The sequence below is a fragment of the Enterobacter cloacae complex sp. IR5450 genome (genome assembly GCF_049238665.1).
In the GTDB taxonomy this organism is placed as follows: Bacteria; Pseudomonadota; Gammaproteobacteria; order Enterobacterales; family Enterobacteriaceae; genus Enterobacter; species Enterobacter hormaechei_C.
Window position 1 is genome coordinate 45,787 of record NZ_JBMKIC010000014.1, and the last position, 22,487, is coordinate 68,273.

A 22,487-nucleotide genomic window follows, 5' to 3' on the forward strand; every position below is an offset into this window, starting at 1 on the left:
CTTTATACTACCGCGCGATTGTTTAGAAACTGCCCAGGCTAAACCAAATGGGAAATCTCCGGTGAAGTTCGTAAAGTATTTATTGATCCTTGCAGTCTGTTGCATTCTGCTGGGAGCAGGCTCGATTATTGGTTTGTACAAATATGTCGAGCCGCAACTCCCTGATGTCGCCACGCTTCGTGATGTGCGGCTTCAGATCCCTATGCAGGTCTATAGCGCCGATGGTGAACTGATGGCGCAATACGGCGAGAAACGTCGTATCCCACTGACCTTAAATCAAATTCCACCCGTGATGGTGAAGGCTTTTATCGCCACCGAGGACAGCCGTTTTTACGAGCACCACGGTGTCGATCCGGTCGGTATTTTCCGTGCGGCAAGCGTGGCGCTGTTCTCCGGTCATGCCTCTCAGGGGGCAAGTACTATTACTCAGCAGCTGGCGCGTAACTTCTTCCTCAGCCCGGAAAAGACGCTGATGCGTAAGATCAAAGAGGTGTTCCTCGCGATCCGCATTGAGCAACTGCTGAGCAAAGACGAGATCCTTGAGCTTTACCTCAACAAGATCTATCTGGGCTACCGCGCCTATGGCGTAGGGGCTGCGGCTCAGGTCTATTTTGGTAAGCCGATCGATCAGCTCACGCTGAGCGAAATGGCGACCATTGCCGGCCTGCCAAAAGCGCCATCCACGTTTAACCCGCTCTACTCGCAGGACCGCGCCACCGCGCGCCGTAACGTGGTGCTGTCGCGTATGTTGAGCGAAGGCTATATCAGTCAGTCTGAGTACGATAAGGCGCGCAGCGACGTTATTGACGCCAATTACCATGCGCCGGAAATCGCCTTCTCTGCACCGTATCTCACTGAAATGGTTCGCCAGGAGATGGTGAGTCGCTACGGTGATAAAGCGTATGAAGATGGTTATCGCGTCTATACCACCGTGACCCGCAAAGTGCAGCAGGCTGCCCAGCAGGCGGTGCGTAATAACGTGATGGATTACGATATGCGTCACGGCTATCGCGGCCCGTCCAACGTGCTGTGGAAAGTGGGGGAAGGCGCATGGGACAGTAAAAAAATCACTGATTCCCTGAAAGCGCTGCCGACCTATGGCCCGCTGCGTCCGGCTGTCGTCACCCAGGCCGATCCACAGGAAGCGGTGGCGATGATGGCCGATGGCACATCCGTTTCGCTGCGCATGGAGGGTGTCCGCTGGGCGCGTCCATACCGTTCTGACACCCTTCAGGGGCCAACGCCACGTAAAGTGACCGATGTCGTACAAACCGGACAACAAATCTGGGTCCGTCAGGTCGGTGATGCCTGGTGGCTGGCGCAGGTGCCGGACGTCAACTCTGCGCTGGTCTCCATCAATCCGCAGAACGGTGCCGTGATGGCGCTGGTTGGCGGGTTCGATTTCAACCAGAGCAAATTTAACCGCGCGACCCAGGCACTGCGTCAGGTTGGTTCGAACATCAAACCGTTCCTGTATACCGCGGCGATGGATAAGGGGCTGACGCTCGCCAGCATTCTCAACGACGTGCCAATTTCCCGCTGGGATGCCGGTGCGGGCTCTGACTGGCAGCCGAAGAACTCTCCGGCGCAATACGCTGGCCCTATCCGTCTGCGTCAGGGCCTTGGCCAGTCGAAGAACGTGGTCATGGTTCGCGCGATGCGTGCGATGGGCGTTGATTATGCGGCAGAGTATCTGCAACGCTTCGGCTTCCCGGCGCAAAACATTGTTCATACCGAATCTCTGGCGCTCGGCTCCGCGTCCTTTACGCCGCTCCAGGTCGCTCGTGGCTACTCGGTGATGGCGAACGGGGGATTCCTGGTCGATCCGTATTTCATCAGCAAAATCGAGAACGATCAGGGCGGCGTACTGTTTGAAGCGAAACCGAAAATTGCCTGCCCTGAATGCGATATTCCGGTGATTTACGGCGACACGCCAAAATCCAATGTCCTGGAAAACAAGGATATGGAAGATGTGGCGATCTCTCAGGAACGTCAGAATCTGGCGGTGCCGCAGCCTCAGCTGGAACAGGCCAATCAGGCGCTGGTCGCCCAGAGTGGCGCGCAGGAGTACGCCCCGCACGTGATCAGCACGCCGCTGTCGTTCCTGATTAAGAGCGCACTGAACACCAACATCTTTGGCGAACCGGGCTGGCAAGGCACCGGCTGGCGAGCGGGCCGCGATTTGCAGCGCCACGACATCGGCGGCAAAACCGGGACAACCAACAGTTCAAAAGATGCCTGGTTCTCAGGTTATGGCCCGGGCGTTGTCACCTCGGTCTGGATTGGTTTTGACGATCACCGCCGCACTCTGGGGCGCACAACCGCTTCTGGCGCGATTAAAGATCAGATTTCCGGTTATGAGGGTGGGGCTAAGAGTGCGCAACCGGCGTGGGATGCTTACATGAAGGCCGCTCTCGAGGGCGTGCCGGAGCAGCCGCTAACGCCTCCGCCGGGCATTGTCACGATCAATATTGACCGCAGCACTGGACAGCTCGCGAATGGCGGCAACAGCCGTGCCGAGTATTTCATCGAGGGTACGCAGCCAACCACGCAGGCAGTGCATGAGGTGGGTACAGAGATCATTGATAACGGCGAGACGCACGAGCTGTTCTGACGCCGACAAAAAAGCCGGGTGGCGACTACGCCTGACCCGGCCTACAACGTCAATGCAAAACGGCAACCTTCGGTTGCCGTTTTTAATGGTGGCGCTACAAACGCCCCTGCCCCTTCAGCCACTCTCGTACCAGGAACAGTGCGCTCACGTTGCGTGCCTCGTTAAAGTCAGGATCTTCCAGCAAATCCATCAGATGAGCCAGCGGCCAGCGAACCTGCGGCAGCGGTTCCGGCTCGTCTCCTTCCAGCGATTCAGGATAGAGATCTTCCGCGACAACGATGTTCATTTTGCTGGAGAAATAGGACGGCGCCATGCTCAGCTTTTTAAGGAACGTCAGCTCTTTCGCGCCAAAGCCGACCTCTTCTTTCAGCTCCCGGTTTGCCGCTTCAAACACCGTTTCGCCCGGATCGATCAGTCCTTTGGAGAAGCCCAGCTCGTAGGATTCAGTGCCCACGGCGTATTCACGAATGAGGATCAGGTGCTCGTCGACGATAGGCACTATCATCACCGCTTCGCGCGAGGAGGGGCGCATACGCTCATAAACACGACGCACACCGTTGCTGAACTCCAGATCCACGCTTTCGACATTAAACAGACGCGATTTCGCGACGGTTTCAACATTCAGAATGGTGGGCTTTTGTAAGGGTTTGGTCATCTTGACGGGTCTTTGCTGGGTGAACTGGCTTTATTGTGCGATACGCCGCACGGTTTCGGCAATGTCAATTGCTCTTTATTTACATTTATGCAACGTAATTGAATGCGATTCTCATTTCAAAACAAATGTCAAGAGGTTGAAATGTTTCCAGGAATTTGCTGATATCGCGCCGGAACAGGCTTTGTTATCATTACCGGTCACTGGGATGCGCGTCAACATGCTCAAGTTAGACTCCATACTTGCCGATAGCCGACCACAGAATCTCATTCATTGTACAAAAGGTGCGACTGACAACACCTGTAAGAAGATAAGTAAGATGGGGAAAGCATGAGCACCATTTTGATTTTTCTCGCTGCTGTGCTGGCCTGCGCGTCGATTGCGGTGTGGGTATTCAGGCGCCGCGTACATCGCCGTTATCGGCTGCCCTTTTTAAACGCGTTCGCCGGAGCAAACACGCGCAAGCTTTCGCCAGAGGAACGCAGCACCGTTGAGCAGTATCTCGACACGCTGAACCGATCCCGGCTTTCGCCTGGCCCTACCGGCGCCAGCGCCGCCCCCGTATCGCTCAACCTGAACGCCCAAAGCGACACCGTTCTGTGCGTGACGCGCTCCATTACCCGCTATGGCATCACAACCGACGATCCCAACAAATGGCGTTACTATCTCGACTCTGTTGAAGTACACCTGCCTCCCTTCTGGGAACAGTATATTAACGACGAAAACAGCGTCGAGCTCATCCATACCGATACGCTGCCGCTGGTTATCTCCCTCAATGGTCATACTCTGAGCGAATATGTTCAGGAAGCGCCACGCTTTGCGCTGGAACGCGCGAGCGGAACGCAGGCCTCTATTCGTGGTGAAGAGACAGAGCAGATTGAACTGCTCAACATCCGCCAGGAAACGCATGAAGAGTACGTCCTGAGCCGCCCGGATGGCATTCGCGAAGCGGTGCTGATTGTCGTCTCGTTCCTGCTCTTTTTCATCTGCCTGCTGACGCCGGACGTGTTTGTTCCGTGGCTCGCGGGTGGCGCAGTACTGCTTCTGGCCGCCGGGCTGTGGGGCATATTTGCCCCGCCGGCAAAAACGTCATTACGCGAAATTCACTGCCTGCGCGGAACCCCAAAACGCTGGGGACTGTTCGGTGAGAACGATCAGGAACATATCAACAATATCTCGCTCGGGATCATCGATCTTATCTATCCACGCCACTGGCAGCCGTGGATTGCGCAGGACCTGGGCCACAAAACGGATATTGATATCTATCTCGACCGCCACGTTGTACGCCAGGGGCGCTACTTATCCCTGCACGACGAAGTGAAAAACTTCCCGCTTCAGCACTGGCTTCGCAGCGCGGTGATTGCCGGTGGCGCCGCGTTAATCTTCCTCATGCTGCTGCTTTTCGTGCCGCTGGATATGCCAATTAAATTTACCCTGTCATGGATTAAAGGGGCGCAAACCGTGGAAGCCACCAGCGTACAGCAGCTCGAAGAAGCGGGTGTACGCGTGGGGGATACGTTGCGCCTCAAAGGCACCGGGATGTGTAATATCCACTCACCGGGTGCCTGGAACACGCGCCAGAACTCGCCGTTCGCGCCGTTCGACTGCTCTCAGATCATCTGGAATGACGCCTCTCCGCTGCCGCTGCCGGAATCGGATGTGGTCAATAAGGCCACTGCGCTCACCCAGACGATTAATCGCCAGCTCCATCCAAAACCGGATGATGATTCACGCGTCAGCCCTGCCCTGCGTTCGGCTATTCAGAAGTCGGGCATGGTGCTGCTGGATGACTTTGGCGAAATCGTCCTGAAAACCGAGGATCTCTGTTCCGCCCAGGATGACTGTATCCGGCTGAAGAACGCGCTCGTCAACCTCGGCAACAGCAAAGACTGGGACGCGCTGGTGAAACGCGCCGAAGCGGGACGCCTGGACGGTGTGAACGTGCTTCTGCGTCCGGTCAGCGCCGAGTCGCTGGATAATCTGGTGGCGACCTCTACCGCCCCCTTCGTGATGCGTGAAACCACCCGTGCCGCCCAGGCGCTTAACAGCCCGGCGCCGGGCGGTTTTGTGATTGCCAGCGATGAAGGCAGCGACCTGGTGGATCAACCTTATCCGCAGGTTTCGCTGTATAACTATCCTGCTCAGGAGCAGTGGAGCGAATTCCAGCGTCTGGCGCAGATGCTGATGCAGACACCATTCAGCGCGGAAGGGATCGTCACCACCCTCTTCACCGACGCCAACGGTACGCGTCATATTGGCCTGCACCGTATGCCGGATAGCGCTGGCCTGTGGCGCTATATAGGGACATCCCTGCTGCTGATTGCGATGCTGGCGTGCATCGTCTGGAACGGTTATCAGGCCGTACGCCGCTATCAGCGTTCCCGCACGCGGCTGGCAGAAATCCAGGCCTACTACGAAAATTGCCTTAACCCGAAACTGATCTCCTCTTCTGAGAGCCTGATCGGATAACGTCCCTGCGCGACAAGTTGTGCTACCCTGTCGCGCACGTTTCTTCTGGCTGGAGTTCCCCCTTATGCATCTTGATATCGACTGGCAGGCGGTCGATACCGTCCTGCTTGATATGGACGGCACGCTGCTTGATCTCGCCTTTGATAACTATTTCTGGCAAAAGCTGGTCCCGGAAACTTACGGTGAACAGCAGGGGATCTCCCCGGCAGAAGCGCAGGAATTCATTCGTTCGCAATATAGCGCGGTGCAGCATACGCTAAACTGGTACTGTCTTGACTACTGGAGCGAGCGACTCGGTTTGGATATTTGTGCCATGACCACCGCCCAGGGCGCACGCGCCGTACTGCGCGAAGATACGGTCCCGTTCCTGGACGCGCTGAAAGCCTGCGGTAAGCGCCGTATTTTGCTGACAAATGCGCATCCCCATAACCTGGCCGTGAAGCTGGAACATACCGGTCTTGCTTCGCACCTTGATTTATTGCTTTCCACCCACACATTTGGTTATCCGAAAGAGGATCAGCGGTTGTGGCATGCCGTGGTAGAAGAAACCGGTTTACAGCCGGAACGCACGCTGTTCATTGACGACAGCGAGCCGATTCTGGATTCTGCGGCCGCTTTTGGCATTCGCTATTGTCTGGGCGTGACCAATCCGGATTCCGGCCTGGCTGAAAAAATCTATCTGCGACATCCGGGGCTGAACGACTATCGCCGGATGATCCCCTCACTCACCGTGAAGGAGACGCCATGAAAGAAAAACCCTCTGATGGGGTAAGACTGGATAAATGGCTGTGGGCCGCCCGTTTTTACAAAACGCGCGCCCTTGCCCGTGAAATGGTTGACGGCGGAAAGGTGCATTACAACGGTCAGCGCAGCAAACCGAGCAAGCTGGTTGAACTGAATGCCACGTTAACGCTTCGCCAGGGCAACGATGAGAAAACGGTGGTGGTGAAAGCCATTACCGAACAACGGCGGCCCGCAACCGAAGCCGTTTTGCTGTATGAAGAGACGGCCGAAAGCCTAGAGAAGCGCGAGAAAACCGCGCTGGCGCGCAAAATGAACGCGCTAACTATGCCTCACCCGGACCGGCGACCGGATAAAAAAGAGCGCCGCGATCTGATGAAATTTAAACACGGTGAGAGCGAGTAACCCTCACCTGCACGAGAGATGAAAATGGCCCAACACGACCAATTACACCGCTATCTGTTTGAACAATTCGCCGTGCGCGGCGAGCTGGTCACCGTATCCGAAACCTGGAAACAGATTCTGGAAAACCACAACTACCCGCTGCCGGTGAAAACCCTGTTGGGCGAACTGCTGGTTGCCACCAGCCTGCTGACCGCCACGCTGAAGTTCGCTGGCGATATTACCGTTCAGTTGCAGGGTGATGGCCCGATGTCGCTGGCGGTGATCAACGGTAATAACCAGCAGCAAATGCGCGGCGTGGCGCGCGTTCAGGGCGATATCCCTGAAAATGCGGATCTGAAAACGCTGGTCGGGAATGGCTACCTGGTTATCACGATTTCGCCTGAAGAGGGTGAGCGCTATCAGGGCGTTGTCGGTCTGGAAGGCGATACGCTTGCCGCCTGCCTGGAAGATTACTTCATGCGTTCCGAACAGCTGCCAACCCGCCTGTTCATCCGCACCGGTGAAGTAGATGGTCAGCCTGCTGCCGGTGGTATGCTGCTTCAGGTTCTGCCTGCGCAGGATGCACAGACCAATGATTTCGAGCATCTGGCAACGCTGACGGAAACCATCAAAGCGGAAGAGCTGTTCACCCTGTCGGCGACCGACGTGCTGTGGCGTCTCTACCACGAAGAAGAAGTGACGGTTTACGATCCGCAGGCGGTGGAATTTAAGTGCACCTGCTCCCGCGAGCGTTGTGCTGGTGCCCTGAAAACGCTGCCGGATGAAGAGATCGACAGCATCATGGCGGAAGACGGTGAAATCGATATGCACTGTGACTACTGCGGTACGCACTACGTGTTCAATTCGATGGATATCGCGGAGATCCGCAATAACGCCTCTCCGGCGGATCCGCAGGTTCACTAAGCTCTGAGCCTGATGCCCGGCGGCGCTATGCTCGCACGGGCCTACAATGAATTGTGCAATTTTTTGATATGATTGCTAATTGTAGGCCGGGTAAGCGTAGCGCCACCCGGCAAGAAAAAGCACTAACGCCACTGCGCATTATTGTAACTGTCGTAGCTCATATCGACACGCTCCCCAAAAATCTCAATATCCGCCCAGGGCTTCACGACAGATTTCACTTTCCTCTGCCTTAATGCGCGGTCAAGTTCTCCTCTGGTCAATGCCTCCGGCATTTTCCACGCGTCCCCGGCGATCCTCCAGCCCGTGTTAGTTTGTGTGTAAGCCACGATCGTGCGATCGGTAAATTGAAATAGCACGGCTTCCGGCTTGCCGTCGCTGTTAAGATCCAGCGGCATAAGTAAACAGTTACTCTGGGCGCTATCGCAGCTCTCGAAGCGATACTGATTGCTGAGCATGGCTTGCCACAATGTCTTATCAGGATGAGCCATTCCCGGTGCGAGCTGGACCTGTTTTTCCAGCATCGCGGCGGTCATCTTACCTGCTCCGCCAGCATTCCTGGAGAGAAGACCATTTATTTCACGCTGGCGTTTTGGGTTAGAGATAAACTGCGGATCGTTTTGCAGCGTGAGCATCGCCTCCCGCCCCTTTCGTCCAGCGTTACTGAGCATATACAGGCTGACTTGATCCGCAGTTATTCTGCCGTTCTGATAGCGGGCCATATGGCTTGCAACACTTATTCGCCACGGATCCAGCACGGGGGTATGGACCAACGCCAGGAAAATGAGGGAAAGCAGCCCGGTCGCCGGGATGACGTACGCATGGATCTTCTGCGGTTCACGGCGCTGAATCAGAGCGCTGGCGCAAAAACCGATCGCCCAGACCAGCGCCACGATGGTTATCAATACCCCGTACAGACGCTCGGGTGACCAGCCGTATTGCGAAATGCGTAGCCACAGCGCCCACCCCGCCAGAACCGGATACGCGGGTACGATAGCCACAGCGAGGCGAATCATCCCTCGCAGCGGGGCATAGTAAGGCAGTGTTTGACGCTGTGGATGCCACACTATCGTCACCAGGAATAACAGCAGCAGCGCTAAGGTGGTCAGCAAGCCCGCGGCGGATATTCTGGCTGAAATGGATTCAAAGCCGACAAAAGGCAACGCGCCAATAAAGAGCAGCGCCAGCGCCGCCATTAGGGGAAGCAGACCGGTGGCGATGAGGGTCAGCAGATTTTGCAAGGCATGGATTAACCTTACCTGCATACGCGTGAGCACGGCCGCACTGGCTGAAACCACGCCAATCGCCACTGAAATAAACCCGTCAGAATGAAAGAAAAGACGATCAAAAAAGCCGATGCCGATAAGTTCGAAAAGCTCGGCCCAGAGGAAAAGCACCAGCCAGAAGAGACCATTCGAAACAAAAATAATGAGCAGTGTCAGCGCGTTATGCCAGTTTCGTTGATAAAAGTCGCTGTAGAACGAGGTAGTCGGGACGGGATCCAGACGCCGCTGAAGCCATGGCAACACGAACAGCGTCATCAGCAGCAGATGAAAGCCGAAAACGAGCATCTCATCTCTGAGATTCCAGCTTTCGAGTCCTGCAACGCTCCACTTAAGCCAGCCGCCCATACCCGCGACTGCCGCGCCGATCATCCCGAGTGACAGCCACAAAAATGGCTTTCTGAATGACGTCATGGCAAGAGACAACGTGGTTGTCATTACCACGGTGGCAGGTACTACACACATCAGCCACAGCGTATCCGATGGCAATTTTGCGTACTCGATATACCACATGATTACATAGCAAATTACGCCCTGTAGAGCCCCCGCCAGCACGACGGCTACGCGCGTTAAAGCGGATAACGTCTCACGGTTTTCCATTTCTCATCCCTTGTTCATGAAAAATCTATTGTCTCATCAAAGCAAAACTCTGGCCCCCACCTCAAACTCTGAAAATAGCTGACCCAAGAGACCTGAATCGTTTTCCCAGTGTAACCCTTACGTAATTTTCTTACATGTATGCGATTACATTCACATTCTTCTGGATAAATTCACCAGAGATTAACCTTTTAAGAACATTTTCCCCATCCAAAAAGCGATTCCTGCGATAATCTGCCCGCCCTGTGACTGGAGTCGCAGCGTTTTCCGTTAGTAAGGGTTTTGACCAGATACGTAAATCTATGAGCCCCGTCGCGGTTAACATCCCCAGAAAAACCCTACAATTTCAGGCAGTACATATTGGCTAAGGAGCAGTGATATGCGTGTTAATGGTTTAACCCCGCAAGATCTCAAGGCTTATGGTATTCACGACGTCCAGGAAGTGGTCTACAACCCCGATTACGATACGCTGTATCAGGAAGAGCTCAATCCGGCACTGGAAGGATACGAGCGTGGTGTGTTGACGAACCTGGGTGCTATCGCCGTCGATACGGGTATTTTTACCGGTCGTTCGCCGAAAGATAAGTATATCGTCCGAGATGACACCACCCGCGATACGCTGTGGTGGGCTGATAAGGGCAAAGGTAAGAACGATAACAAACCGCTCTCCCCGGAAACCTGGCAGCATCTGAAAGGACTTGTCACCCATCAGCTTTCCGGCAAGCGTCTGTTTATTATTGATGCGTTCTGCGGCGCTAACGCCGACACCCGTCTCTCCGTACGATTTATCACCGAAGTGGCCTGGCAGGCGCATTTTGTGAAGAACATGTTCATTCGTCCAACCGATGAAGAACTGCAAGACTTCACCCCTGACTTTATCGTGATGAACGGCGCGAAATGCACCAACCCGCAGTGGAAAGAGCAGGGTCTGAACTCCGAAAACTTTATCGCCTTCAACCTGACCGAGCGTATCCAGCTGATCGGCGGTACCTGGTACGGCGGCGAAATGAAGAAAGGGATGTTCTCGGTCATGAACTACCTGCTGCCGTTGCGCGGTATCGCCTCCATGCACTGCTCGGCGAACGTCGGGGAAAAAGGCGATGTAGCAGTGTTCTTCGGCCTTTCCGGCACCGGTAAAACAACGCTGTCCACCGATCCAAAACGTCGTCTGATTGGCGACGATGAACATGGCTGGGATGATGACGGCGTGTTTAACTTTGAAGGCGGCTGCTACGCGAAGACCATTCGCCTGTCGGAAGAGGCAGAGCCGGATATCTACCACGCGATTCGCCGCGATGCGCTGCTGGAAAACGTCACCGTGCGTGCCGATGGCTCTATCGACTTCGACGATGCGTCTAAAACCGAAAACACCCGCGTCTCTTACCCGATCTACCACATCGAGAACATCGTCAAGCCGGTATCGAAGGCGGGTCACGCCACGAAGGTGATTTTCCTGACCGCGGATGCATTCGGCGTGCTGCCACCGGTTTCCCGCCTGACCGCCAGCCAGACGCAGTACCATTTCCTCTCCGGCTTTACCGCTAAACTGGCGGGTACCGAGCGCGGTGTGACCGAGCCAACCCCAACCTTCTCCGCCTGCTTCGGCGCGGCGTTCCTGTCGCTGCACCCAACGCAGTACGCGGAAGTGCTGGTGAAACGCATGCAGGCATCCGGCGCCCAGGCATACCTGGTAAACACCGGCTGGAACGGTACGGGCAAACGTATCTCCATCAAAGATACACGCGCCATCATCGACGCGATTCTGGATGGTTCGCTGGATAACGCCGAGACCTTTACGCTGCCGATGTTCGATCTGGCGATCCCAACAGCGCTGCCGGGCGTGGATACGCGTATCCTGGATCCGCGTAACACCTACGGTTCACCGGAACAGTGGCGTGAGAAGGCTGAATCGCTGGCGAAACTGTTTATCGAAAACTTCGAGAAGTATACCGACACCCCGGCGGGTGCTGCGCTGGTGAGTGCGGGACCGAAGCTGTAGGTAAAAGCAAAAAGGCAACGAAAGTTGCCTTTTTTAATGTTTTTTCCCTCTCCCCGTGGGAGAGGGCCGGGGTGAGGGCATCAGGCCCCACCCTTTTTTAACTCTCTTTCACCTGACCCCGTAAAACCGGCACCGGTAACCACGCACGAATGCTCAAACCACCCCGCTCGCTGGTGCCAATTTCCAGCAGTCCGTTATGGTTATCCACAATACGCTGCACAATCGCCAGGCCTAAGCCGGTTCCGCTGGTGCTGCGCGCGCTGTCGCCGCGCACAAATGGCTGGAACAGGTGCTTACGCTGCTCAGGCTTGATGCCCGGGCCATCGTCTTCCACCTGGAACCAGGCGCGGTTGAGTTCCGTACCGCTGCTGACTTTGATCCAGCCGTTGCCGTAGCGCGCCGCGTTGACCACCATATTCGCCACCGCGCGTTTAATGGAGAGCGGGTGCATACGTACCTGAATCTCACCTGCCTGAAGGTCGGTCGCAATTTCACGTTCGTAGCCGCTTTCGGCAGCAACCACTTCGCCCAGAACCGCATTCAGATCCGCCATCTCCATCGGCATCTCCTGCCCGGTGCGCAGGTAGTCGATAAACTGCTCGATGATGGCGTTACACTCTTCGATATCCTTGTTGATGGACTCTGCAAGATAACCATCCTGCTCGCCCATCATCTCCGTCGCCAGCCGGATACGCGTCAGGGGCGTGCGAAGGTCATGGCTGACCCCCGCCATCAGCAGCGTACGGTCGTCCGCCAGCTGTTTAACGCCTGCCGCCATGTGGTTAAACGCACGCGTTACCGAGCGCACTTCCGATGCGCCATACTCGCGCAGCGGCGGTGGGATAATACCTTTACCGACCTGTAATGCCGCATGCTCCAGGTCGACCAGCGGTCGGTTCTGGATACGAATAAACAGCCATGCGCCGCCGATGGCCAGCAGCATGATCGCCAGGGTGTATCGGAACAGCGGTGAGAAGTCGCCCTGATGAATCTCGGTGAGCGGAACACGCACCCAGATGTTGGGTGACAGCCAGGTTTTCAGCCAGACAACCGGCGAGCTTTTATTGACCTCAACGCGCACTTCCGTCGGGCCGCCAAGCTGCTGCGCCATCTGCTGGCTGAGGAATTCATAGTGCTGCGCCCAGCGCAGGCCGGCATCTTCCGCCGCTTCGTTCGAGTAGAGAGAAATGCCCAGCTCACGGTAGATTTCCCGACGGAACGCCGGGGGAACAACCAACTGCGTGCCGTCCTCCAGTTGCAGTTTGTCGGTCATCAGCATACGCACTTCGTATGCCAGCACCTTATTAAACTGCTGGAGGCTCGGCAGGATTGCAAAGTTCAGCACCACCAGGTAGGTCGTCACCAGACTGACAAACAGCAGGGTGACGATCAATAACAGCGTGCGGGCAAACGAACTTCGCGGCGAGAAGCGCATTCGCCTCATGCTTTAGAGCCGTCCGGGACAAACACGTAGCCCAGACCCCAAACGGTCTGAATATAACGAGGATGCGCCGGATCTTCTTCCACCATACGACGCAGACGAGAGATTTGCACGTCGATAGAACGCTCCATCGCGGAGTATTCACGACCACGCGCCAGGTTCATCAGCTTGTCACGGGAGAGCGGCTCACGCGGGTGGCTGACCAGCGCTTTCAGCACCGCGAACTCACCGCTGGTGAGCGGCATTGGCTCATCTTCACGGAACATCTCACGGGTGCCGAGGTTCAGCTTAAACTTACCGAATGCAATGACGGCCTCTTCCTGAGATGGCGCGCCCGGCAGTTCGTTCGCCTGACGACGCAGCACGGCGCGAATACGCGCCAGCAGTTCACGCGGGTTAAACGGCTTTGGAATGTAGTCATCAGCGCCAATCTCAAGGCCGACAATACGGTCGACTTCTTCACCCTTCGCCGTCACCATGATGATCGGCATCGGGTTGCTCTGGCTGCGCAGACGGCGGCAAATAGAGAGCCCGTCTTCGCCAGGCAGCATCAGGTCCAACACCATCAGGTGGAAAGATTCACGCGTCAGCAGACGATCCATCTGTTCCGCGTTCGCGACGCTACGAACCTGGAAGCCCTGCTCGGTCAGATAACGTTCCAGCAGCGCACGCAGGCGCATGTCGTCATCTACGACCAGAATTTTGTAGTTCTCTTGCATTGTGTGTACTCCCAAAGGTTCGGATAAGCCTGGAACAGCGTATTCTAAAAAAGTGCACGGGTTCGACCAGCAAATTCTGGTATAAATTCTAGACGAAATTGTTACAAAGCATATTTAACAGCAGCTTATCTGTTCATTTCATCACATAAATCATTATTAATCTTGTCTGTTACACTGTGCGCTACGTATTGTGCGCAAAGACAGTTAACCGGCATTAAAGGCTGCACCATGAAAACGCCTCTGATCACCCGCGAAGGGTACGAGAAACTCAAAAAAGAGATGGATTACCTGTGGCGCGAAGAGCGTCCGGAAGTGACCAAAAAAGTCACCTGGGCCGCAAGTCTGGGCGACCGCAGCGAGAATGCGGACTATCAGTACAATAAAAAGCGACTGCGCGAAATCGATCGCCGGGTACGCTACCTGACGAAGTGTCTCGAGAATCTCAAAATTGTCGATTACTCCCCGCAGCAGGAAGGTAAAGTGTTCTTCGGCGCGTGGGTCGAAATTGAAAACGACAACGGCGACACCCTGCGTTTTCGTATCGTCGGCTATGATGAAATTTTTGGTCGTAAGGATTACATTTCTATCGATTCACCCATGGCCCGCGCCCTGCTGAAAAAAGAGGTGGGCGATTTAGCCGTTGTCCAGACGCCCGCAGGTGAAGCAAGCTGGTACGTCAACGAAATCGTGTATGTTAAATAGTCCGAGAGCGCCCTCCCCGGCTGGCATTTTTTAGTGTCAGCCCGTATAACTATCCCCCTGATTTTCGATCCACAAGATGAACTGATCATGATGAAAGAGTCGCTCTGCCGCATTATTGCGGGTGAACTTCAGGCCAGAGCCGAACAGGTAGAAGCTGCCGTTCGCCTGCTTGATGAAGGGAACACCGTGCCGTTTATTGCACGTTATCGTAAGGAAGTCACCGGCGGTCTGGATGACACGCAGCTGCGAAACCTTGAGACCCGTCTGGGCTATCTGCGCGAGCTGGAAGACCGACGTCAGGCGATCCTCAAATCTATCGGCGAGCAGGGCAAGCTGACCAGTGACCTGGAAAAAGCCATTAACGGTACCCTGAGTAAAACCGAACTCGAAGACCTCTATCTGCCGTACAAACCGAAGCGCCGCACGCGCGGGCAGATTGCGATCGAAGCCGGCCTTGAGCCGCTGGCCGATCTGCTGTGGAACGAGCCGTCTCACGATCCGGAAACCGAAGCCGCCAAGTTTATCGACGCCGATAAAGGCGTAGCAGACACCAAAGCCGCGCTGGACGGTGCTCGCTATATTCTGATGGAGCGCTTCGCCGAAGACGCGGCGCTGCTGGCCAAAGTGCGTGATTACCTGTGGAAGAACGCGCATATCGTCTCCACCGTGGTGTCCGGCAAAGAGGAAGAAGGCGCGAAATTCCGCGACTATTTCGATCACCACGAACCCATTTCTACCGCGCCGTCTCACCGCGCGCTGGCGATGTTCCGCGGCCGTAACGAAGGCGTGCTGCAACTCTCCCTGAATGCCGATCCGCAGTTTGACGAGCCGCCAAAAGAGAGCCACTGCGAGCAGATCATTATGGATCACCTCGGTCTGCGCCTGAACAACGCCCCGGCGGACAGCTGGCGCAAAGGCGTGGTGAGCTGGACCTGGCGCATCAAGGTGCTGATGCACCTCGAAACCGAGCTGATGGGCACCGTGCGCGAGCGCGCCGAAGACGAAGCGATCAACGTCTTCGCCCGTAACCTGCACGACCTGCTGATGGCTGCGCCAGCTGGCCTGCGCGCCACCATGGGTCTCGATCCGGGTCTGCGTACCGGCGTGAAGGTGGCCGTGGTTGACGGCACCGGCAAGCTCGTTGCCACCGACACCATTTACCCGCACACCGGTCAGGCAGCGAAAGCGGCTGTCGTCGTCGCCGCGCTGTGCGAGAAGTACAACGTTGAGCTGGTTGCCATCGGTAACGGTACGGCGTCCCGCGAAACCGAACGTTTCTATCTCGACGTGCAGAAGCAGTTCCCGAAAGTGACGGCGCAGAAAGTGATCGTCAGCGAAGCGGGGGCATCAGTCTACTCCGCCTCTGAGCTGGCAGCGCAGGAGTTCCCGGATCTGGACGTTTCCCTGCGCGGCGCGGTCTCTATCGCCCGTCGTTTGCAGGATCCGCTGGCGGAGCTGGTGAAGATCGACCCGAAATCCATCGGTGTGGGCCAGTATCAGCACGACGTGAGCCAGACGCAGCTGGCGCGCAAGCTGGATGCGGTAGTGGAAGACTGTGTTAACGCCGTCGGCGTGGACCTGAACACCGCTTCCGTTCCCCTGCTGACCCGCGTGGCGGGCCTGACCCGTATGATGGCACAGAATATCGTCGCCTGGCGTGATGAGAACGGTCAGTTCCAGAACCGCCAGCAGCTGCTGAAGGTGAGCCGTCTGGGGCCGAAAGCATTTGAGCAGTGCGCGGGCTTCCTGCGCATCAACCACGGCGATAACCCGCTGGATGCCTCTACCGTTCACCCGGAAGCGTACCCTGTTGTTGAGCGCATCCTGGCCGCGACTCAGCAGGCGCTTAAAGACCTGATGGGCGACAGCAGCGCGCTGCGTAACCTCAAAGCGGTGGATTTCACCGACGAACAGTTCGGTGTGCCGACGGTCACTGACATCATCAAAGAGCTGGAAAAACCGGGCCGCGATCCCCGTCCTGAGTTTAAAACCGCGACCTTTGCTGACGGCGTGGAAACCATGAACGACCTGCTGCCGGGCATGGTGCTGGAGGGGGCGGTAACCAACGTCACCAACTTTGGCGCGTTTGTGGATATCGGCGTGCATCAGGACGGTCTGGTGCATATCTCTTCCCTCGCCGACAAGTTCGTTGAAGATCCGCACACCGTGGTCAAAGCGGGCGACATCGTGAAGGTGAAAGTGCTGGAAGTGGATCTCCAGCGCAAGCGTATTGCCCTGACCATGCGTCTGGACGAGCAGCCGGGCGACACTAACGCGCGCCGTGGCGGTAATGGCGGTGGCCGTGAACAGCAGCGTCCGGCAGCGAAAGCCGCGAAGCCACGCGGACGTGACGCACAGCCAGCAGGCAACAGCGCGATGATGGATGCGCTGGCAGCGGCGATGGGTAAGAAACGCTAATACTGTAAATGCCCGGTGGCGCGACGCTTACCGGGCCTACGGTTTTGTAGGCCGGGCAAACGCAGTGCCGCCCGGCAAGCAGGCCGCAGGGAATTAAAATAAATAAGTTGTATCCATATTTAAACCACGAATTATCACCTCATTAACAAATAGCCTTCTTTTTATTTTCACCTCAATTTCGCAAATATTGAGCAAGGTCAAGCAGACCGCAAATTAATACGATTAACAACATCCCGTCACATTTTTATTATTGCTGATAAAAACTATTCTCATTATCATCGCAGTGTAGATTATTTAACCTCTCGTGGAATCAGGCGCTATGCAATTCACTCCAGACAGTGCGTGGAAAATTATCGGTTTTACCCGTGAGATAAGCCCGGCCTATCGGCAGAAGCTGCTGTCCCTGGGCATGCTACCCGGCTCATCGTTCCAGGTGGTGCGCGTTGCGCCGTTGGGCGATCCTGTTCATATCGAAACCCGACGCGTTAATCTGGTTCTGCGTAAAAAAGACCTCGCATTAATTGAAGTTGAATCTTTATCCCGTTAACAAGCCAGCGGTTTCAGTGAGTCTATTACAATGAAAAAATTAACTATTGGCTTAATTGGCAATCCTAATTCCGGCAAGACAACCTTATTTAATCAGTTAACCGGCGCACGCCAGCGTGTGGGAAATTGGGCAGGCGTGACGGTGGAACGCAAAGAGGGCCAGTTCACTACAACAGATAATCAGGTCACGCTGGTTGATTTACCGGGGACCTATTCACTCACCACGATTTCATCCCAGACCTCACTCGATGAGCAAATTGCCTGCCACTATATTCTGAGCGGCGACGCGGATCTGCTCATCAATGTGGTGGATGCCTCCAATCTCGAACGAAATCTGTATCTCACGTTACAACTGCTGGAGCTGGGTATTCCCTGCATCGTAGCGCTTAACATGCTCGACATCGCCGAGAAGCAAAAGCTGCGCATCGACGTCGACGCCCTCTCCGCCCGTCTGGGCTGCCCGGTGGTTCCGCTGGTTTCTACCCGCGCACGCGGCATTGACGCCCTGAAGCTGGCGATTGACCGCCACACGGGCAATGCCGACGTCGAACTGGTGCACTACGCCCAACCCCTGCTGCGCGAAGCCGGGCAACTGGCGCAGGAGATGGACAACAGCATGCCCGCCAGACAACGTCTGTGGCTTGGCCTGCAAATGCTGGAAGGCGATATCTACAGCCGCGCCTACGCAGGCGATGCGGCGGATAAGCTGGGCGTCGCGCAGGCTCGCCTGAGCGACGAGCTGGACGATCCCGCTCTGCATATTGCGGATGCGCGCTATCAGGCCATCGCCGCTATCTGTGACGTGGTCAGCAATGCATTAACCGCTGAACCCAGCCGCTTCACCGCCGCCGTGGATAAGATTGTGCTCAACCGCTTCCTAGGTTTGCCGATCTTTTTACTGGTGATGTACGTGATGTTCCTGCTCGCCATTAACATCGGCGGTGCATTACAACCTATCTTTGATGGCGGCTCTGTCGCTATCTTCGTGCACGGTATTCAGTGGCTGGGCTACACCCTCCACTTCCCGGAATGGTTGACCATCTTCCTTGCGCAGGGGATCGGCGGCGGGATCAACACCGTCCTGCCGCTGGTGCCGCAGATCGGCATGATGTACCTGTTCCTCTCCTTCCTTGAGGATTCCGGTTACATGGCGCGCGCGGCCTTCGTGATGGACCGCCTGATGCAGGCGCTGGGGCTGCCGGGCAAATCGTTCGTGCCGCTGATTGTCGGCTTCGGCTGTAACGTGCCGTCCGTGATGGGCGCGCGTACGCTGGATGCCCCGCGCGAACGCCTGATGACCATCATGATGGCGCCGTTCATGTCCTGTGGCGCGCGTCTGGCGATCTTCGCGGTCTTTGCCGCGGCGTTCTTTGGTCAGGAAGGGGCGCTGGCCGTCTTCTCCCTGTATGTGCTGGGTATCGTGATGGCTATTCTCACCGGCCTGATGCTGAAGCACACCATCATGCGTGGCGAAGCGTCGCCGTTCGTGATGGAACTGCCGGTTTATCACGTTCCGCATCTGAAAAGCCTGATTATTCAGACATGGCAGCGCCTGAAGGGCTTCGTTCTGCGCGCCGGTAAGGTGATTGTGGTGGTCAGCATTTTCCTGAGCGCCCTGAACAGCTTCACCCTGAGCGGCCAGGCCGCGGACAACATTAATGACTCTGCCCTGGCCTCCGTCAGCCGGATCATTACGCCGGTCTTCAAACCGATTGGCGTTCAGGAAGACAACTGGCAGGCAACCGTGGGCCTGTTCACCGGCGCGATGGCAAAAGAGGTGGTTGTCGGCACCCTGAACACGCTTTACACCGCGGAAAACATCCAGGAAGAGGAGTTCAACCCGGCAGCGTTCAACCTCGGCGATGAACTGCTTGGCGCGGTGGAAGAGACCTGGCAGAGCCTGAAAGACACCTTCAGCCTGAGCGTACTGGCGAACCCGATTGAAGCCAGCAAAGGCGATGGCGAAATGGCGACCGGAGCAATGGGCGTGATGGGCCAGAAATTTGGCAGCGCGTCGGCGGCCTACAGCTACCTGATCTTCGTCCTGCTCTATATTCCATGCATCTCGGTCATGGGCGCCATTGCCCGTGAGTCCAGCCGCGGCTGGATGGGCTTCTCCATTCTGTGGGGGCTGAACATTGCCTACTCGCTGGCGACCGTGTTTTATCAGGCCGTCAATTACAGCCAGCATCCGCGCTACAGCCTGGTCTGTATCCTCGCGGTGATCCTGTTTAACGTAATGGTGATTGGCCTGCTGCGCCGGGCGCGTAGCCGCGTTGACATTAACCTGCTGGCAACGCGCAAAACCCCAACGACCTGCTGTAACAGCCCAGCAGGCGACTGTCACTGAGGGGAAAAAGATGGCATCGTTGATTCAGGTTCGTGACTTACTGGCGTTACAGGGACGAATGGAGGCGAAGCAGCTCAGCCTCAGCCTGCATACGCCGCAGCCGATGATCGATGCCATGCTGGAAAGGCTGGAGGCGATGGGGAAAGCCGTGCGCATTCAGGAAGAGCCGGACGGTTGTCTGTCCGGCAGTTGTAAGAGTTGTCCTGAAGGCAAAGCCTGTCTCAGGGAGTGGTGGACGCTTCGCTGATAAAACCGGACAGCGCCGAACAAAACTCAGCAGGATGAGAGATGAACGGCGCATGTGCCGCTTTGGCAACCACCATTGATTTACTCTCCGGCCACAGCGCATCCAGCAGCGGAACCACCTTGCGCGGAACCAGTCCATCCAGATAGCCATAAATACGCAGATGCGGCACCGTTAACGACGCCAGCGGCTCGCGCAGATCGGCCGTTTTCAGGATCTCCAGTCCACCGTTCAGCACCTCAACCTCCGGCATCGGCAGAGAAAGCACCGTCTGCTTCAGCGTCCGTGCGTCCTGACGGGCGGTTTCTGTTCCCATGGTTTGTAGCGCCAGAAAACGCTCCACCGTCCGCTGGAAGTCTTCGCTCAGCTGATGCTGGAACCCGGCCAGCACCTCGGGTTTAATGCCCGGCCACGCCTCGCGGGCGCTGAAACAGGGTGATGAGGCAACGGTGATCAGCGCCTGGACCCGCTCAGGATGGCGCAGCGCAATCTGGCTTACCACCAGCCCGCCCAGGCTCCAGCCGAGCCAGACGGCTTTTTGCGGCGCCGCTTCCAGAACCTGCTCCGCCATGTCGTCAAGCGTCATCGCGCCATAGCCGTGGCTACGGCCATAGCCCGGTAGATCCACCAGGTGTACCGTGAATTGCGAGGCCAGTTCCTCACTTATGCAACGCCACACTTCGGCGTTCAGTCCCCATCCGTGCAGCAGCACAAGATGACAATTTCCCGTCCCAACGGTCTGCCACCACAGCGTCTTCATCAGTTAACGTTCTCTTTTTTCACATGGAGGTTGCGTATGCTAACAGTGCCCGGCTTGTGCTGGCTATGCCGAATGCCACTTGCGTCGAGCGCGTGGGGCGTCTGTTCCGTTTGCACGCGAGCGCTGGGTTACCTGAAGGGCTGTCCGCAATGCGGCTTGCCTGCCGTCAGCCAGACGCTTCCCTGCGGCCGATGCCTGAAAAAAGCGCCGCCGTGGAGCGCGCTGGTGGCGGTGGATGATTATGTATTGCCGCTGAGTCGTCTGGTTCATCAGTTCAAATTTTCCAGCCAGATCGCGCTGGCGCAGCCGCTGGCACGCCTGTTATTACTGGCGGTATTGCAGGCGCGAAGAACGCGAGGACTGCCGCCGGTCGACACGCTTGTGAACGTCCCACTGTTTCAGCGCCGCCACTGGCGGCGGGGATACAATCAAAGCGACCTGCTGTGTCGTCCGCTCGCCCACTGGCTGGGTTGCCGGTACCCCGCCTCTGCACTGAAACGTACTCATGCCACTGCCGTTCAGCACCGGCTCAACGCCCGGTCGCGCAAAAGGAACCTGAAAAACGCCTTTCGCCTTGAATTGCCGGTCAACGGCCTCCATATCGCGATTGTGGATGATGTCGTCACCACGGGCAGTACCGTGGCTGAACTTTCCCGACTGCTTTTGCAAAGCGGCGCCGCGTCAGTTCAGGTATGGTGTCTGTGCCGTACCTTGTAGCCCTTCTTCAATGGGCGTATGATTATACCCAGGTAATTTAGTCAACTATTAGGCCAAAGCTATGATCCGTATTTCCGATTCTGCACAAGCGCACTTTGCCAAACTGCTGGCAAATCAGGAAGAAGGGACGCAGATCCGCGTGTTTGTGATCAATCCAGGCACTCCGAATGCAGAATGTGGTGTCTCTTATTGTCCTCCGGATGCCGTGGAAGCAACTGACACTGCCCTTAAATTTGAACAGCTCACCGCGTACGTTGATGAGCTGAGCGCGCCGTATCTTGAAGATGCGGAGATTGATTTCGTCACCGACCAGCTGGGTTCTCAGCTGACGCTGAAGGCACCGAACGCGAAAATGCGTAAAGTCTCTGACGATGCCCCGCTGATGGAGCGTGTGGAATATCTGCTGCAATCGCAGATCAACCCGCAGCTGGCCGGCCACGGGGGACGTGTTTCCCTGATGGAAATCACCGAAGATGGTCTGGCAATCCTGCAATTCGGCGGCGGCTGTAACGGCTGCTCCATGGTCGATGTCACCCTGAAAGAAGGGATCGAGAAGCAGCTGCTGAACGAATTCCCGGAACTGAAAGGCGTGCGCGATCTGACTGAGCACCAGCGCGGCGAGCACTCCTACTACTGATTCAGTGCCCGTCTGTATTGCCCGGTGGCGCTGCGCTTACCGGGCCTACATTTTCTTGCCTCCCCCTCTATATGTTGACCTGCGTCTCATAATTCAAATTTTGCCTCCCTGGGTGATTCTCAATCACGTCATGTTACCCGTATCATTCTCGTGGGCACTCAACACCCTTATAACAGCCGACTAAACTTAACGTTTTCGCAGGCATCAGTATGAGTGCCGTTAACACTCTGTTCCCAGTTGGGACAACCGGAATTTGTCGTTGAAACAATGACGTTACCCATAACAATTCAAAG

At 56.3% G+C, this 22,487-nt stretch carries 18 protein-coding genes; 13 read left to right on the top strand and 5 right to left on the bottom strand.

Annotation, left to right across the window (positions count from 1 at the left end; genetic code table 11):
- Positions 1–61: 61 nt before the first annotated feature.
- Positions 62–2,614 (top strand): peptidoglycan glycosyltransferase/peptidoglycan DD-transpeptidase MrcA, encoded by a 2,553-nt coding sequence (mrcA, locus tag ACOTYB_RS12865; protein ID WP_023314953.1) that lies wholly within the window; start codon positions 62–64, stop codon positions 2,612–2,614.
- Positions 2,615–2,708: 94 nt separating this feature from the next.
- Here mrcA and nudE read toward each other — a convergent pair whose 3' ends face one another.
- Entirely contained in the window at positions 2,709–3,269 is a 561-nt protein-coding gene (gene nudE / locus ACOTYB_RS12870) for an ADP compounds hydrolase NudE (RefSeq protein WP_003861622.1), read from the bottom strand.
- A gap of 327 nt (positions 3,270–3,596) precedes the next feature.
- Here nudE and ACOTYB_RS12875 point away from each other — a divergent pair, with 327 nt between their 5' ends.
- The 4 genes from ACOTYB_RS12875 to hslO all read left to right on the top strand — a co-directional run bounded on the left by ACOTYB_RS12875 (position 3,597) and on the right by hslO (position 7,784).
- A complete protein-coding gene (locus ACOTYB_RS12875; protein WP_220153394.1) occupies positions 3,597–5,735 on the top strand; it encodes an intracellular growth attenuator family protein in 2,139 nt (712 codons plus the stop codon).
- A gap of 64 nt (positions 5,736–5,799) precedes the next feature.
- Complete coding sequence (gene yrfG, locus ACOTYB_RS12880) at positions 5,800–6,483, top strand: GMP/IMP nucleotidase (RefSeq protein ID WP_059294618.1); 684 nt, start codon at positions 5,800–5,802, stop codon at positions 6,481–6,483.
- Entirely contained in the window at positions 6,480–6,881 is a 402-nt protein-coding gene (gene hslR, locus ACOTYB_RS12885) for a ribosome-associated heat shock protein Hsp15 (RefSeq protein WP_112017686.1), read from the top strand. Before yrfG ends, hslR begins: the two co-directional genes overlap by 4 nt.
- 18 nt (positions 6,882–6,899) lie before the next feature.
- Entirely contained in the window at positions 6,900–7,784 is an 885-nt protein-coding gene (hslO, locus tag ACOTYB_RS12890; protein WP_006812239.1) for an Hsp33 family molecular chaperone HslO, read from the top strand.
- A 122-nt stretch (positions 7,785–7,906) separates the two neighbouring features.
- Here the strand turns inward: hslO and ACOTYB_RS12895 are convergent, their stop codons facing one another.
- On the bottom strand, positions 7,907–9,664 hold the full coding sequence (locus tag ACOTYB_RS12895) for a DUF4153 domain-containing protein (RefSeq protein ID WP_421765818.1): 1,758 nt from the start codon (positions 9,662–9,664) through the stop codon (positions 7,907–7,909).
- A gap of 376 nt (positions 9,665–10,040) precedes the next feature.
- On the opposite strand from ACOTYB_RS12895, the gene pckA reads away from it, so the two are divergent.
- Positions 10,041–11,660, top strand: coding sequence for a phosphoenolpyruvate carboxykinase (ATP) (gene pckA, locus ACOTYB_RS12900; protein ID WP_003861616.1), 1,620 nt, complete (start codon positions 10,041–10,043; stop codon positions 11,658–11,660).
- A gap of 97 nt (positions 11,661–11,757) precedes the next feature.
- Here the strand turns inward: pckA and envZ are convergent, their stop codons facing one another.
- Together envZ and ompR are read right to left on the bottom strand one after the other, a co-directional pair.
- Positions 11,758–13,104, bottom strand: coding sequence for a two-component system sensor histidine kinase EnvZ (envZ, locus tag ACOTYB_RS12905; protein ID WP_003861615.1), 1,347 nt, complete (start codon positions 13,102–13,104; stop codon positions 11,758–11,760).
- The gene (ompR, locus tag ACOTYB_RS12910) at positions 13,101–13,820 is read right to left on the bottom strand and encodes a two-component system response regulator OmpR (protein WP_001157751.1); all 720 of its coding nucleotides are present in this window, start codon (positions 13,818–13,820) and stop codon (positions 13,101–13,103) included. Before ompR ends, envZ begins: the two co-directional genes overlap by 4 nt.
- Positions 13,821–14,048: 228 nt before the next feature.
- Here ompR and greB point away from each other — a divergent pair, with 228 nt between their 5' ends.
- From greB to feoC, 5 genes are all read left to right on the top strand, one after another.
- Positions 14,049–14,522 carry a transcription elongation factor GreB gene (gene greB, locus ACOTYB_RS12915; protein ID WP_003861614.1) on the top strand — a complete coding sequence of 158 codons (474 nt, stop codon included), beginning with the start codon at positions 14,049–14,051 and terminating at the stop codon, positions 14,520–14,522.
- A gap of 87 nt (positions 14,523–14,609) precedes the next feature.
- Positions 14,610–16,940 carry a Tex family protein gene (locus tag ACOTYB_RS12920; protein WP_023314958.1) on the top strand — a complete coding sequence of 777 codons (2,331 nt, stop codon included), beginning with the start codon at positions 14,610–14,612 and terminating at the stop codon, positions 16,938–16,940.
- A gap of 319 nt (positions 16,941–17,259) precedes the next feature.
- Positions 17,260–17,487: a ferrous iron transporter A gene (feoA, locus tag ACOTYB_RS12925; RefSeq protein ID WP_003861611.1), complete on the top strand. Its 228-nt coding sequence runs from the start codon at positions 17,260–17,262 to the stop codon at positions 17,485–17,487.
- Between the two features lie 30 nt (positions 17,488–17,517).
- Entirely contained in the window at positions 17,518–19,836 is a 2,319-nt protein-coding gene (gene feoB / locus ACOTYB_RS12930; RefSeq protein WP_023314959.1) for a Fe(2+) transporter permease subunit FeoB, read from the top strand.
- Between the two features lie 10 nt (positions 19,837–19,846).
- Positions 19,847–20,083: a [Fe-S]-dependent transcriptional repressor FeoC gene (gene feoC, locus ACOTYB_RS12935; RefSeq protein WP_017384148.1), complete on the top strand. Its 237-nt coding sequence runs from the start codon at positions 19,847–19,849 to the stop codon at positions 20,081–20,083.
- Here the strand turns inward: feoC and bioH are convergent.
- Positions 20,058–20,840, bottom strand: a complete 783-nt coding sequence (gene bioH, locus ACOTYB_RS12940; RefSeq protein WP_003861604.1) for a pimeloyl-ACP methyl ester esterase BioH — start codon at positions 20,838–20,840, stop codon at positions 20,058–20,060. The two genes, feoC and bioH, sit on opposite strands and share 26 nt — an antisense overlap.
- A gap of 36 nt (positions 20,841–20,876) precedes the next feature.
- Here bioH and gntX point away from each other — a divergent pair, with 36 nt between their 5' ends.
- Both gntX and nfuA read left to right on the top strand, forming a co-directional pair.
- Positions 20,877–21,557: a DNA utilization protein GntX gene (gntX, locus tag ACOTYB_RS12945; protein WP_126524852.1), complete on the top strand. Its 681-nt coding sequence runs from the start codon at positions 20,877–20,879 to the stop codon at positions 21,555–21,557.
- Positions 21,558–21,618: 61 nt separating this feature from the next.
- On the top strand, positions 21,619–22,194 hold the full coding sequence (gene nfuA, locus ACOTYB_RS12950) for a Fe-S biogenesis protein NfuA (RefSeq protein ID WP_003861601.1): 576 nt from the start codon (positions 21,619–21,621) through the stop codon (positions 22,192–22,194).
- Positions 22,195–22,487: the final 293 nt, after the last annotated feature.